This is a genomic window from Allobaculum stercoricanis DSM 13633 (assembly GCF_000384195.1).
Classification (GTDB): Bacteria; Bacillota_I; Bacilli_A; order Erysipelotrichales; family Erysipelotrichaceae; genus Allobaculum; species Allobaculum stercoricanis.
Window position 1 is genome coordinate 787,766 of record NZ_KB913034.1, and the last position, 13,783, is coordinate 801,548.

Annotated in this window: 7 protein-coding genes and 3 rRNA genes; 6 read left to right on the top strand and 4 right to left on the bottom strand. The window is 41.4% G+C overall.

Features of this window, described 5'->3' with window-relative positions; all coding sequences use genetic code 11:
• Window positions 1–41 precede the first annotated feature (41 nt).
• Entirely contained in the window at window positions 42–1,418 is a 1,377-nt protein-coding gene (locus ALLST_RS0103675; protein ID WP_019892716.1) for a class II fumarate hydratase, read from the bottom strand.
• A gap of 675 nt (window positions 1,419–2,093) precedes the next feature.
• Here ALLST_RS0103675 and pulA point away from each other — a divergent pair.
• From pulA to ALLST_RS0103695, 3 genes are all read left to right on the top strand, one after another.
• Window positions 2,094–4,193: a type I pullulanase gene (gene pulA, locus ALLST_RS0103685; protein ID WP_019892719.1), complete on the top strand. Its 2,100-nt coding sequence runs from the start codon at window positions 2,094–2,096 to the stop codon at window positions 4,191–4,193.
• A 26-nt stretch (window positions 4,194–4,219) separates the two neighbouring features.
• A complete protein-coding gene (locus tag ALLST_RS0103690; RefSeq protein WP_019892720.1) occupies window positions 4,220–4,531 on the top strand; it encodes a YbjQ family protein in 312 nt (103 codons plus the stop codon).
• A gap of 295 nt (window positions 4,532–4,826) precedes the next feature.
• A complete protein-coding gene (locus ALLST_RS0103695) occupies window positions 4,827–6,341 on the top strand; it encodes an IMP dehydrogenase (RefSeq protein ID WP_019892722.1) in 1,515 nt (504 codons plus the stop codon).
• Between the two features lie 289 nt (window positions 6,342–6,630).
• Here the strand turns inward: ALLST_RS0103695 and ALLST_RS09980 are convergent, their stop codons facing one another.
• Window positions 6,631–7,158, bottom strand: a complete 528-nt coding sequence (locus tag ALLST_RS09980; RefSeq protein ID WP_019892723.1) for an O-acetyl-ADP-ribose deacetylase — start codon at window positions 7,156–7,158, stop codon at window positions 6,631–6,633.
• Between the two features lie 65 nt (window positions 7,159–7,223).
• Complete coding sequence (locus tag ALLST_RS0103705) at window positions 7,224–7,802, bottom strand: histidine phosphatase family protein (RefSeq protein ID WP_019892724.1); 579 nt, start codon at window positions 7,800–7,802, stop codon at window positions 7,224–7,226.
• A gap of 718 nt (window positions 7,803–8,520) precedes the next feature.
• On the opposite strand from ALLST_RS0103705, the gene ALLST_RS09985 reads away from it, so the two are divergent.
• The 3 genes from ALLST_RS09985 to rrf all read left to right on the top strand — a co-directional run bounded on the left by ALLST_RS09985 (window position 8,521) and on the right by rrf (window position 13,377).
• A 16S ribosomal RNA gene (locus ALLST_RS09985) occupies window positions 8,521–10,047 on the top strand.
• 265 nt (window positions 10,048–10,312) lie between these two features.
• Window positions 10,313–13,183, top strand: a 23S ribosomal RNA gene (locus tag ALLST_RS0103715).
• Window positions 13,184–13,272: 89 nt separating this feature from the next.
• A 5S ribosomal RNA gene (rrf, locus tag ALLST_RS0103720) occupies window positions 13,273–13,377 on the top strand.
• The 16S, 23S and 5S rRNA genes sit together here, the layout of an rRNA operon.
• Window positions 13,378–13,526: 149 nt before the next feature.
• Here rrf and ALLST_RS0103725 read toward each other — a convergent pair.
• Window positions 13,527–13,730 carry a hypothetical protein gene (locus tag ALLST_RS0103725; protein ID WP_019892725.1) on the bottom strand — a complete coding sequence of 68 codons (204 nt, stop codon included), beginning with the start codon at window positions 13,728–13,730 and terminating at the stop codon, window positions 13,527–13,529.
• Between the last annotated feature and the right edge of the window lie 53 nt (window positions 13,731–13,783).

Here is a 13,783-nt window from a genome sequence, read left to right on the forward strand (position 1 = left end):
GAAACTGGTCTTTTTTACGAGGTTGACAAATTTATTTCGTTCTATTTTAATGGTTTAACCATTTTTTCTGGAACAACGAGTTCGTCAAATTGTTCGGCACTTAACAGATTTAATTCGAGGACGGCATCTTTTAAAAGTAAATTGTGTTCGAATGCATAACGAGCCGCTTTTCCCGCGTTTTCATAACCGATCACTGGGTTAAGAGAAGTGACTAACATGAGGGAATGTTCTAAGTTTTCTTTTGTTTTTTGTTTATTGACTTTGACACCTTTTAAACAGTTTTGATTAAAGGAGCGTAAAGCATCTGCTAATAAATGAATCGATTGATCGAGATTATAAGCAATTAATGGCATAAAGACGTTGAGTTCAAAATTACCTTGGCTTGCTGCAAAACCAATGGCACTATCATTGGCCATGACTTGAATGGCTACCATAGTTAATGCTTCAGATTGTGTTGGATTGACTTTGCCCGGCATAATGGAAGATCCTGGTTCATTGGCTGGAATTTCCAATTCGCCAATTCCACAACGTGGACCAGAAGCGAGCCAGCGAACATCGTTAGCAATTTTCATCGCATTTGCGGCTAAACCTTTTAATGCGCCAGAAAAGAAAGCACAAGCATCTTTAGACGTTAAAGCATGGAAGAAATTTGGATCGGATACAAAATCAATGCCGGTCATGTCGCTTAATACGGCGCAGACATTTGGCCCATAATTTTCTGGGGCATTTAATCCAGAACCAACTGCCGTTGCACCAATTGCAAGTTCACAAATTGCTGGTAATGCCGCACGGATATGTTCAATTGAATGTTCTAACATCGAACGCCATCCACTCAATTCATCGCTAACATAAAGTGGAGTAGCATCTTGCAAGTGGGTACGACCGATTTTAATAATGCCGCGATTGACTTCTTCGAGTTGTTTTAAGGTTTCAATACATTCTTCAATGGCAGGGATTAATAAAGTTTTCGCTTCAATTGCTGTCATAATATGCAAAGCAGAAGGGAATGTGTCATTCGAAGATTGGGAGCAATTCACACTATCGTTAGGGTGCAATAAGTTTTTGTTTGCTTTGACATTGGCAACGTGAGTAATGACTTCGTTCACGTTCATATTAGTTTGCGTGCCACTTCCTGTTTGCCAAATTGCTAGTGGGAATTGATCAGCTAATTTACGATCAACAATCATTTTTCCTACTTCTAAAATAGCGTCTTTTTGTTCACAAGTAATTTTGTGTTCTTTTTCATTCACAATTGCACATGCCATTTTTAAATAAGCGAATGCGTCGATTAATACTGGGGGCATTTTTTCAGTACCGATTTTGAAGTTTTCCAAGGAACGCTGGGTTTGCGACATCCAACAAGCGTCTTTTGGGACGTTCACTTCACCGAGTACATCATGTTCAATACGATATTCCATAATAAGCCTCTTTCTTTATTTTGATTATGGATTGCTAAGACTTACGCCTTACCAAAATCCATCATTAATTTTCTCAATAACTTTAGTATCTTAAAATTGATAGCAAAAGATCAAATATAAAATGGATTTCTTTTTTCTGAGTTTAAATTTGCACGCCAAGGGAATAAAAATAACAAGGCGTTTTGCTTCATGTTATCAATCATGAAAATGAATTTAAATTTTTAGAAAGATTATCAAAAATCGGATTTGATTCGGGGTAAAATAGAAGTGGAAAAAATCGAATTTCCACATAGCACCGCTCTTAAAAAAGATGGAATCAACAAGTTGCTGATCCGACTACAACAAGATGAAATTAAGCATCAAAACAGAATCAAAGGAAAATAGGGTGGAGTGAAAGGTAAAAAATGAGTGCCATGAATTTGTTGCGGATGACAAGAAATTTGTTTAACATTTTTTACTGTTGGCAAACCGGTTTGAGAAGCTTGTTTTTCTAGTTCAATAGAGAATCTCATTTTAAAAATGAATCGATTTTCGAAAAACAAAAATAGATCTCAATCTTTACTTATTGCTCAATCACATTTGAAATTACAAGTTAATGAATCAATTTGATTACGATAACGTCAATCACCTCAAGAATGGGATTATTTGCTGTTCTTGACTTAGGAGAAATACTTTATGCGCATGAAAGAACGTCTGGAATGTTATCTCGATGCATATACGATCGCGAACATTTACATGATTAAAGACTTTTACCAAGGTCAATCTCAAAACTTCCATCTAAAAGATGAAAAAAATAACATCATTCCTTTATCGATTCAGTCAAAAGATGATTTAGGGGACTATATTCGCTATACCTGTACGGTAGATGGCGAAATTGTAGTAGGACATGATTATTTAATGTATGAAGAACATGCTCAATACTGCCCAGTTCAGTATTCACATATCGTGAAAACAAAAGAATTTGCGACCAATTTTATCCCTGAAGCATCTGTTCAACTTGGTTGTGCTTATACCCCTAAACAAACAACATGGACAGTTTGGTCACCAGTTGCGGTATGGATGGAAGTCGTTTTGCATGAAAAAAATGGAGATCGGATTATCCCGATGAAACGCCTTGAAAAAGGGGTATGGCAAGCGAGTGTAAAAGAAGATCTTTTACACACGTTTTATAATTATCGATTCAAAGTGAATGGGAAAATTCAAGATTGTTGTGATCCTTATAATCCTTTTACAGGTGTCAATACAAAAACATCCCAAGTTAATTCGCTCGATCGTTTAAAACTCGCCAAAAAAATACCAACACAACCGATGGCGCAAGATACAGATGCCATTATTTATGAATGTTCGATTCGTGATATGACATCCCAAAAAAATAACGGGTTTACACATCCAAGAACGTTTGAAGCTTTTTCAGAAGAGAATGAAACGACTCGCTTATTCAATACAGGTTTAACCTATATCAAATCACTTGGTATAACACATGTTCAGCTTATGCCAGTTTTTGACTTTGGATCAATTGATGAAGAACATCCTGATTTTTACTATAACTGGGGTTATGATCCTATGCATTATCGAGCTTTAGAAGGATCTTATAGTACGAATCCGTATGATCCAGAAGTACGAATTATCGAATTTGTGAAAATGGTACAAGACTTGCATGCAGCAGGATTGAAAGTTAATCTCGACTTAGTCTTTAACCATGTTTGGAAAAGAGAAGAGTTTGCGCTTGATCAGCTTGTTCCTGATTATTATTTCTTAATGGATTCACAAGGACATTATTCAAATGGTTCTTTCTGTGGCAACGATATTGATACTCGTCCAGAGATGAGTGAGCGTTATTTGGTTGATAGTATCAAAATGTATATTGATGCTTTTGATGTGGATGGATTCCGTTTTGATTTAATGGGTGTATTAGATTACACCATCATGAATGAAATCGCGAAATACGCAAAATCAGTCAAAAAAGATTTTATGATTTATGGCGAAGGATGGGATATGCCAAGCTTTGTTCCACCAGAATTGCGGGCATCTCAAAATAACCAAGCAAAAATGCCATTAGTAGGACAATTTTCTGATCGCTTCAGAGAAGTTATTCGAGGCAGCAATGATCAATTAGAACATGCCGGTTATTCCAATGGTAATGTTGGACGAATCTATGATGCAGCGATTGTTATGAAAGCTTCAATTCCGGAAAACAGATATGATCAACCATTTAAAGCAGTGAACTATGTGGAATGTCATGATAACCACACGATGTGGGATAAAAATCGCGTGATTTGTTTTGAAGAACCACGTTCGTCAAGGATGAAAAAACAAGTTCTTTCCCTAGCAATGGTTTTACTTGCACAAGGAACGCCATTTATCCATTGTGGACAAGAATTTGGGCGAACAAAACATAACTTAGGAAACACATACAACCGTTCGGATTATTTCAATATGATCGACTATCATCGCCGAAATGATTTCGAAGTCGTTGTTGAACAATTCAAAGCTCTAACAAGAATTCGTCGTGAGCATTCATCGTTCCGTCTAAATACGGCAGAAAAGATATTAACGAATGTGTCGACAGAAACGATTGAAGATAAAGTTTTAGTGTATCGCACACGTGATGAGCACGAGTCTCTTGTTTCTTTCTTCAACCCGACGGATCAATGCTTTAGCTACAACTTGAATCAAAATGCCAAAGTACTGTTTGATTCTGACTTATTAAATCCACCAATCACAAATTCGATTAAGATCCCACCATTGAGTGTTATTGTTGTTCAACTCTTCTAATCAAAGAAGAAAAGGAGGAAGCTGAGATGCTTTTAGTTAACACAGATTATATTAGTGGCAAAGAATTAGTTATGCTCGGTTTGGTCAAAGGAAGTACGATTCAATCTAAAAATATCGGCAAAGATATTGGCCAAAGTTTTAAAACCATTATTGGCGGTGAGCTAAAATCTTACAATGAGATGATGAATGAAGCCAGAGAGATTGCGACAAGCCGAATGGTTGAAGATGCACAACGGCTAGGAGCAGATGCGATTGTCAATGTGCGCTATGCATCAGCAGCTGTAATGCAAGGAGCAGCTGAAGTGATGGCTTATGGAACTGCTGTTAAATTCAAGTAGAGTTTAAAATCAAAAATAAACGATTTTTTCGAGTATAATTGAGACGGAAAAGAGTGAATGCAAATATCCGTTGTAAGTAAATGAAACAACATGCTGATCTGTTTGGCGTTTTTCAAAATTGTTCATTTTGTGTTTTTGTGACAATTTATCTTCAATTCGGCATTGAAGTTTCGATACTTATGATGATGTAAACAGTTTCTTTTTCAACCTTAATGATTCTTATTTGACACTATTTTTAAGATGGTTAAAATAAGAAAAAATTAATAAAAACACTTACAAATTATGGAGGAATGAAATGGCTAAATTTTTTCAGGAACCATCTAGAACGTTCGCGGAATATCTCTTAATTCCAGGGTATACAGGACCTGGAGATACTCCAGATAAAGTAAGCTTAAAGACACCACTCGTTAAGTTTAAAAAAGGTGAAAAATCACCAATTGAATTAAATATCCCTTTAACATCTGCAGTTATGCAGTCCGTATCTGGACCAGAACTTGCAGTTGCATTAGCGCGTGAAGGTGGTATTTCTTTCATTTACGGTAGCCAATCTATCGAAAGCGAAGCAGCAATGATTCGCCAAGTTAAAGCAACAAAAGCTGGGTTTACTGGAAGTGACTCTAATGTATCCCCAGAAGCAACATTACGTGATGTTGTAAATTTACGCCAACAGACTGGACATTCCACAATGGCAGTTACTGATAACGGAAAACAAGACGGTATCCTTGTTGGATTAATCACATCCCGTGACTTCCGTGAATCTCGCGTAGATTTAGACAACACAAAAGTTAAAGATGTCATGACTCCATATGACAAACTTGTTGTTGGAAAAGAAGGAATCACTTTAAGTGAAGCAAACGATATTATCTGGGACAAAAAATTGAACCAGTTACCAATCGTTGACGAAGATCGTCATTTAAAAGCATTCGTATTCCGTAAAGACTACGAACAACATAAAGAAAACCCAAATGAAGTACTTGATGATCACAAACGTTATTTAGTAGGTGCGGGTATTAACTCTCGTGACTACAAAGACCGTGTACCAGCTTTAGTTGAAGCAGGTGCTGACGTATTAGTTATTGACTCTTCTGAAGGTTATTCTGTATGGCAAGCAGAAACTATCGCATGGATTCGTGAAAAATACGGCGATACTGTAAAAGTTGGTGCAGGAAACGTTGTTGATGAAGATGGATTTAGATTCTTAGCAGACGCTGGTGCTGACTTCATTAAAATTGGTATCGGTGGTGGATCCATCTGTATCACTCGTGAACAAAAAGGTATCGGACGTGGTCAAGCAACAGCAACGATCGAAGTTGCAAAAGCTCGTGATGCTTACTATGAAGAAACTGGAGTATATATTCCATTATGTTCCGATGGTGGTATCGTTCAAGACTACCATATGACTTTAGCTCTTGCGTTTGGTGCTGACTTTGTTATGTTAGGTCGCTACTTTGCACGCTTTAAAGAATCTCCAAGTAAGATTGTTACAATCAACGGTTCTTACATGAAAGAATACTGGGGCGAAGGTTCCGCACGTGCTCGTAACTGGCAACGTTATGACATGGGTGGAGACAAGAAAATGTCTTTCGTTGAAGGTGTAGACTCTTATGTTCCATATGCTGGATCTTTATCTGACAACGTAAACTTAACAATTTCTAAAATTAAACACACAATGTGCAACTGTGGATTCTTAAATATCCCTGACTTCCAGAAAGATGCAAAAGTTACTCTTGTTTCTTCTGTATCCATTTCTGAAGGTGGAGCTCATGACGTATTAGTACGTGATGACAAAATCGATTCTTCTAACCACTAATTACAACATTGATAAGCAAGGACATTCCATGATGAAATGGAATTCCTTGCTTTTTTTAGTATGTGCAAAGATTTGTAGGAGAAAATAGATCGATTCTAGACTTCGAGTAGAAGAATCTTATATGAATGAAAGAATTGACAAATTGCCTTTGATAGAAGTAGAGAAAATGATTTAAAAACAAATAAAGAATAAAAAAACGAAAAGAAAACAAGCAGGTAAATGATTGATTCAAATCCCTGCTTGTTTTAAAAGCAAAATAGCAATGATGTTTTTGTGTGCAATCAAAACGCTAACGCGTAGTAGCTGTTGGATCTGGAATTTTTGTATTCAAAATGTGTTCTACAATTTGGATCGATCTAGCATCAAATAGCACTAAATAGACAATCATGTCATGATGGTTTAGAAATTCATGAATTGTATCAACCGCAATTTGGAAAGCTTGATCGACAGGATAGCCATAAATACCAGAAGAAATCAAAGGGAATGCGATAGATTGACAATGATATTCTTGGGCGAGTTCTAGAGATGTCCGATAACATGAGGCAAGCAACTCTGCTTCATGAGCATGACCGCCCATCCAAATAGGACCAACCGTATGAAGGATATATTGACAAGGCAGATTGTATCCTTTCGTGACCTTGGTTGAGCCAGTTGAACATCCACCGAGTGTTTTACATTCAGCTAATAATCGAGGTCCGGCTTTTCGATGTATACATCCATCAACTCCACCGCCTCCAAGTAATGATGAATTTGCAGCATTAACAATTGCATCGACATGCATTTTTGTGATGTCTTGTCTAATCATCTTTAATGGCATAAAAGTACTTACCCCCATAATCAAAACATTAAATAAATGAGCAAATAGATGCTTATGGATGGAGTTTAAGCAAAGGGGTTATGTACATCAATTAATGTAAAAGTTTTTGTTTCTGTATCATAATCAAAAATAAAGATAATACAGTTTGCGAAACGAGAAGGAACTAAAGAAGGGTTGTCTTTTGTCCAATAGGTGACGAATTCTCGCATCGCTAAACCATGCGAAGCGGCAATTACATTGCAATGGTCTTCTTTCTCCATGATTGAACATAGCGTTGAGTTGATTCGATTGAATACTTCCATACGTCCTTCTCCATCATGTGTAGAGAAATATTCATCGTATTGATCAAAAGGTGGATGCAAGTATTCAGGTTCTCCTTCAAGAATGCCAAAATTCCATTCTTTTAAACCTTTTAAACGAATATAGGGAAGATTTGTCACAATTTCTAAAGTATCACATGCACGTTCACTTGAAGATGAATAGGCGTGATCGAACTGAAATGGCAAGTCATCAAGGAATGGTTTTACAGTTTTTGCTTGCTGTATGCCAAGGGGAGTAAGGGGGGAATCAACAACGCCTTGGAATTTTCCACGCAAGTTAAAAAGAGTTTGACCATGACGCATAAGCACAAGTTTTTTAATCATATTAACCTCTTTCTAGCAAAATGGATGAATTGATCCATGCTATACCATTATTAGGGATTGGTCACAACGAGGCAACGTGCCAACTTTGAAAAATATGTGAATTGTTGATTAGATTAAAAGTGAATTGATGCAATAGACTCAGTTCACAATAATGTTGGAAGAAAATCGAAAGAATCTTAGAAGACGAAAAAAATAAATAAGACTAGATATAGATCAAGAATATCTTTAACAGGTGAAAATTAAATATGATCAATTGTAACGTCGCTTGATGTAAAGAAAAGTAAAAGATAGAGTAAAAAAACAAAAATAAAGAGAATAAAGTGAAGGGTATATCAATAGAATTTAAAAAGAAAAGAATGGATCATACAGATATTCAATCTATAAAATGATTGGATGCGGCTGTAATCGATTACAGTACGAAATAAAATAGATAATAACGCCATTTAAAGGACAGTGTTTTGCGATCAAAAAAGAAAATGCGAATTTTGTGAGAAAAAAGTAAAATTATGGTTGACTTTCGGATTTGCAAAACGTATTATTAACGAGCGTTGTGAACGAGGCAAACGAGTTCACAAACAGATGGCTCTTTGAAAACTCAATGACAGACAATTCAAATTCGATAAAAATTATACAACGTCGATTCTGAACAAAAACACTTAATATACTTCAATATATCATTTCACGAAATAAATAAACGCAAATGCGTTTGAGTCAATATCAAATGGAGAGTTTGATCCTGGCTCAGGATGAACGCTGGCGGCATGCCTAATACATGCAAGTCGAACGAGCTACTTCGGTAGCTAGTGGCGAACGGGTGAGTAACACGTAGATAACCTGCCCATACCCGGGGGATACGCTTTGGAAACGAAGTCTAAAACCCCATAGGAAGATTTAAGGCATCTTAAATTTTTGAAATAAGCTTTGGCTTAGGGGATGGATGGATCTGCGGTGCATTAGCTAGTTGGTGAGGTAACAGCTCACCAAGGCGATGATGCATAGCCGGCCTGAGAGGGCGATCGGCCACACTGGGACTGAGACACGGCCCAGACTCCTACGGGAGGCAGCAGTAGGGAATTTTCGTCAATGGGCGCAAGCCTGAACGAGCAATGCCGCGTGGGTGAAGAAGGTCTTCGGATCGTAAAGCTCTGTTGCGAGGGAAAAAGGAAGAGAAGAGGGAATGATTCTCTTTTGATGGTACCTCGCCAGAAAGTCACGGCTAACTACGTGCCAGCAGCCGCGGTAATACGTAGGTGGCGAGCGTTATCCGGAATGATTGGGCGTAAAGGGTGCGCAGGCGGCATATCAAGTCTGAAGTGAAAGGTACGGGCTCAACCTGTACAGGCTTTGGAAACTGGTATGCTCGAGGACAGGAGAGGGCGGTGGAACTCCACGTGTAGCGGTAAAATGCGTAGAGATGTGGAAGAACACCAGTGGCGAAGGCGGCCGCCTGGCCTGTAACTGACGCTCAGGCACGAAAGCGTGGGGAGCAAATAGGATTAGATACCCTAGTAGTCCACGCCCTAAACGATGAGGAGCAGGTGTCGGGGGTAGTACCTCGGTGCCGAAGCTAACGCAATGACTCCTCCGCCTGGGGAGTATGCACGCAAGTGTGAAACTCAAAGGAATTGACGGGGGCCCGCACAAGCGGTGGAGTATGTGGTTTAATTCGAAGCAACGCGAAGAACCTTACCAGGCCTTGACATCCCGAGCAAAGACATAGAGATATGTTAGAGGTTATCTCGGTGACAGGTGGTGCATGGTTGTCGTCAGCTCGTGTCGTGAGATGTTCAGTTAAGTCTGGCAACGAGCGCAACCCTCGTGATGTGTTACTACCATTCAGTTGAGGACTCACATCAGACTGCCGGTGACAAACCGGAGGAAGGCGGGGATGACGTCAAATCATCATGCCCCTTATGGCCTGGGCTACACACGTACTACAATGGCATCTACAGACGGAAGCGAACCTGTGAAGGCAAGCCAATCCGAGAAAAGATGTCCCAGTTCGGATTGAAGTCTGCAACTCGACTTCATGAAGTTGGAATCGCTAGTAATCGCGGATCAGCATGCCGCGGTGAATACGTTCCCGGGCCTTGTACACACCGCCCGTCAAACCATGGAAGCCGGTAACGCCCGAAGCCGATGGCATAACCCGTAAGGGAGTGAATCGTCGAAGGCGGGACCGATGACTGGGGTTAAGTCGTAACAAGGTATCCCTACGGGAACGTGGGGATGGATCACCTCCTTTCTAAGGAGAAAGTACAAGGGAAGAGTTAAGTGAGTTTGTCATTGAGTTTTGGAAGAGCGATCTTCCAAGGTGAGAGAGGGAGACCTTGATCATCAACCATCGATCTTTGAAAAACGAATGATCAGTATAAGACATAACAGAAGGTCTGACGTAAGTTGTAGAAAACATTACGAAGGTAATCAGAAAAGATAAACCAAGTCAGAAAAACAGTAAACAGTTCTTATAGTGTAAAAAACAATCTCGAAACAAGCATATTTTGAAATTAGATCAAGCAAGGAAGGGCGTACGGAGGATGCCTTGCCACTCTTGAATGAAGAAGGACGTATTAGACTGCGAAAAGTCATGGGGAGCTGTCAAAAAAGCGCCGATCCATGAATATCCGAATGGGGGAACCCGGCTGGAGTCAAGTCCAGTCATCCATACTTGTATGGAGAACAACCCGGTGAACTGAAACATCTAAGTAGCTGGAGGAAAAGAAAACAAAAGTGATTTTCCGAGTAGCGGCGAGCGAAAGGGAAAGAGCCCAAACCGTAGAAATACGGGGTTGTAGGAACGCGAGATACAAAAGGTAAGTGAACTAGAATGTGATGGAAAGCACAGACAAAGAGGGTGAAATTCCCGTATAGGTAAGCGAACTGAGTCGTTAGCGTCTCCTGAGTACGACGAGACACGAGAAATCTTGTCGGAAGCAGGCGGGACCATCCGCCAAGGCTAAATAAGTAAGAGTGAGCGATAGTGAAGAAGTACCGTGAGGGAAAGGTGAAAAGAACCGCGCAAGCGGAGTGAAAGAGAACCTGAAACCGTATGCCTACAAGAAGTCAGAGCCCGTCAAAGGGTGATGGCGTGCCTTTTGTAGAATGAACCGGCGAGTTACTTTTGGATGCGAGGTTAAGCAGGAAAATGCGAAGCCGAAGCGAAAGCGAGTCTGAATAGGGCGAATAGAGTAGACAGAAGTAGACCCGAAACCGGGTGATCTAGCCATGGGCAGGTTGAAGCAAAGGTGAAACTTTGTGGAGGACCGAACCGACTACCGTTGAAAAGTTAGCGGATGACCTGTGGCTAGCGGAGAAATTCCAATCGAACTCGGAGATAGCTGGTTCTCCCCGAAATAGCTTTAGGGCTAGCGTTAATGGAAAGCTGGCGGAGGTAGAGCACTGAATTCATGATGGCCCCATCCCGGGGTACTGAATGGAATCAAACTGCGAATGCCGTCAGTCAATAGTTGGCAGTCAGAGCGTGGGTGATAAGGTCCATGCTCAAGAGGGAAACAGCCCAGACCGCCGGCTAAGGCCCCAAAATGATGACTCAGTGGAAAAGGATGTGGAGATGCACGGACAACTAGGAGGTTGGCTTAGAAGCAGCCATCCTTGAAAGAGTGCGTAATAGCTCACTAGTCGAGTGGCTCTGCGCCGAAAATGTACCGGGGCTAAGTCATCTGCCGAAGCCGCGGATTTAATTAGATATTAAGTGGTAGGGGAGCGTTGCATATTCATCGAAGCAGGATCGTGAGAGTCTGTGGAGGATATGGAAGTGAGAATGCCGGTGTGAGTAGCGAGATGCAGGTGGGAATCCTGCACACCGAAAGCCCAAGGATTCCAGGGGAAGGTTCGTCCGCCCTGGGTTAGTCGGGACCTAATGCATAGCCGAGAGGCGAAGCAGATGGAAAACAGGCGAAGATTCCTGTACCCGTGATAAAGGCGATGGAGTGACAAAGACGGGAAGTGTGACCCCCTTAATGGATTGGGGGCGAAGCGAAGCAGTACAGATCTAGGCAAATCCGGATCAATATGTACAGAGCGTGAACGGTAAACGAAATCTTCGGAAAGTAGTGAAGCACATGGAGCGGCTTTCAAGAAAAGCTTCTAGCGTTAACTTTATTGCGGCCCGTACCAAAACCGACACAGGTGGGCACGTAGAGAATACGAAGGTGAGCGAGAGAACTGTTGCCAAGGAACTCGGCAAAATGGCCCCGTACGTTCGCAAGAAGGGGCGCTCGAGAGAGCCGCAGTGAAAAGGCCCAAGCGACTGTTTAACTAAAACACAGCTCTATGCAAAGCCGTAAGGCGAAGTATATGGGGTGACACCTGCCCGGTGCTGGAAGGTTAAGGGGATCTGTTCGTCGCAAGACAAAGCAGTGGTCCGAAGCCCCAGTGAACGGCGGCCGTAACTATAACGGTCCTAAGGTAGCGAAATTCCTTGTCAGGTAAGTTCTGACCCGCACGAAAGGTGAAACGATTTGGGCGCTGTCTCGGCAGCAGACTCGGTGAAATCTTAGTACCTGTGAAAATGCAGGTTACCCGCAACTAGACGGAAAGACCCCATGGAGCTTTACTGCAGCCTGGTATTGGGTTTTGGATGATCATGTACAGGATAGGCGGGAGGCAAAGAGATAGGAACGCTAGTTTCTAAGGAGCCGCCGTTGGGATACCGCCCTTGATGATTTGAACCCCTAACGTAGACGAAAGTCACAGACAGTGCCAGGTGGGCAGTTTGACTGGGGCGGTCGCCTCCTAAAGAGTAACGGAGGCGCCCAAAGGTGCGTTCAGTCTGGATGGAAACCAGACAAAGAGTGTAAATGCAGAAGCGCGCTTGACTGCGACACCGACAAGTGGAGCAGGGACGAAAGTCGGGATTAGTGATCCGGCGGTGCCGAATGGAAGGGCCGTCGCTCAACGGATAAAAGCTACCCTGGGGATAACAGGCTGATCCCGCCCAAGAGTTCACATCGACGGCGGGGTTTGGCACCTCGATGTCGGCTCATCGCATCCTGGAGCTGGATTCGGTTCCAAGGGTTGGGCTGTCCGCCCATTAAAGCGGTACGCGAGCTGGGTTCAGAACGTCGTGAGACAGTTCGGTCCCTATCTGTTGTGGGCGAAGGAGATCTGAGGGGAGCTGTCCTTAGTACGAGAGGACCGGGATGGACCTACCACTGGTGCATCGGTTGTCATGCCAATGGCATAGCCGGGTAGCTAAGTAGGGAATGGATAAGCGCTGAAAGCATCTAAGTGCGAAACCAACCCCAAGATAAGATCTGCGGTAAATAAGACCCCTTAAAGACGATAAGGTGATAGGCTGGGAATGGAAGTGAAGTGATTCATGGAGTTGACCAGTACTAATCGGTCGAAAGCTTCATCTAAGATTCGAGAGTATAAGAAAAAAGGTAACTGTAACAGTTATGTAAATACTGGTCTTCGTTTTTGAAAGATCGATGGAACAATTCAATAGTACAGTGGCGATAGCGGATGGGTCACACCTGATCCCATTTCGAACTCAGAAGTTAAGCCATCTAGCGCCGACGATAGTGAATGCGAAAATAGGAAGCCGCTGGACAAAGAAAAACTGCCTTGATATGAGGCAGTTTTTTTAGTTAGATAAACATGAAGTAAACTTTTTATTGTATAGGGATCATTAGAGGAACACTACTTAGCAGGGAGGATAGATTTCTAAAGTTGTATTATCAATACAACAAAAAAAGCCGACTACCCATCGACTTTTTCTTCTGGTAAATATTTAGCAATGAATTCTTTCATGAATTCATTTACTGCAGCGTTTTGAGATACACCAGCGATCTCACAAGCTTTTTTGAATTGGTCAGCTGTTGTTTGATGAGTAGTGAAACTTTTACGGATAATCCCCATCTTTGCTTGATACTTTTTAGTTGCTTTTGTTTGCGCGTTTGCCATAGATTTTTCTTAACTCCTTTGTTGCGTGTTTTAGTTCTTTTAATCCATCGGAA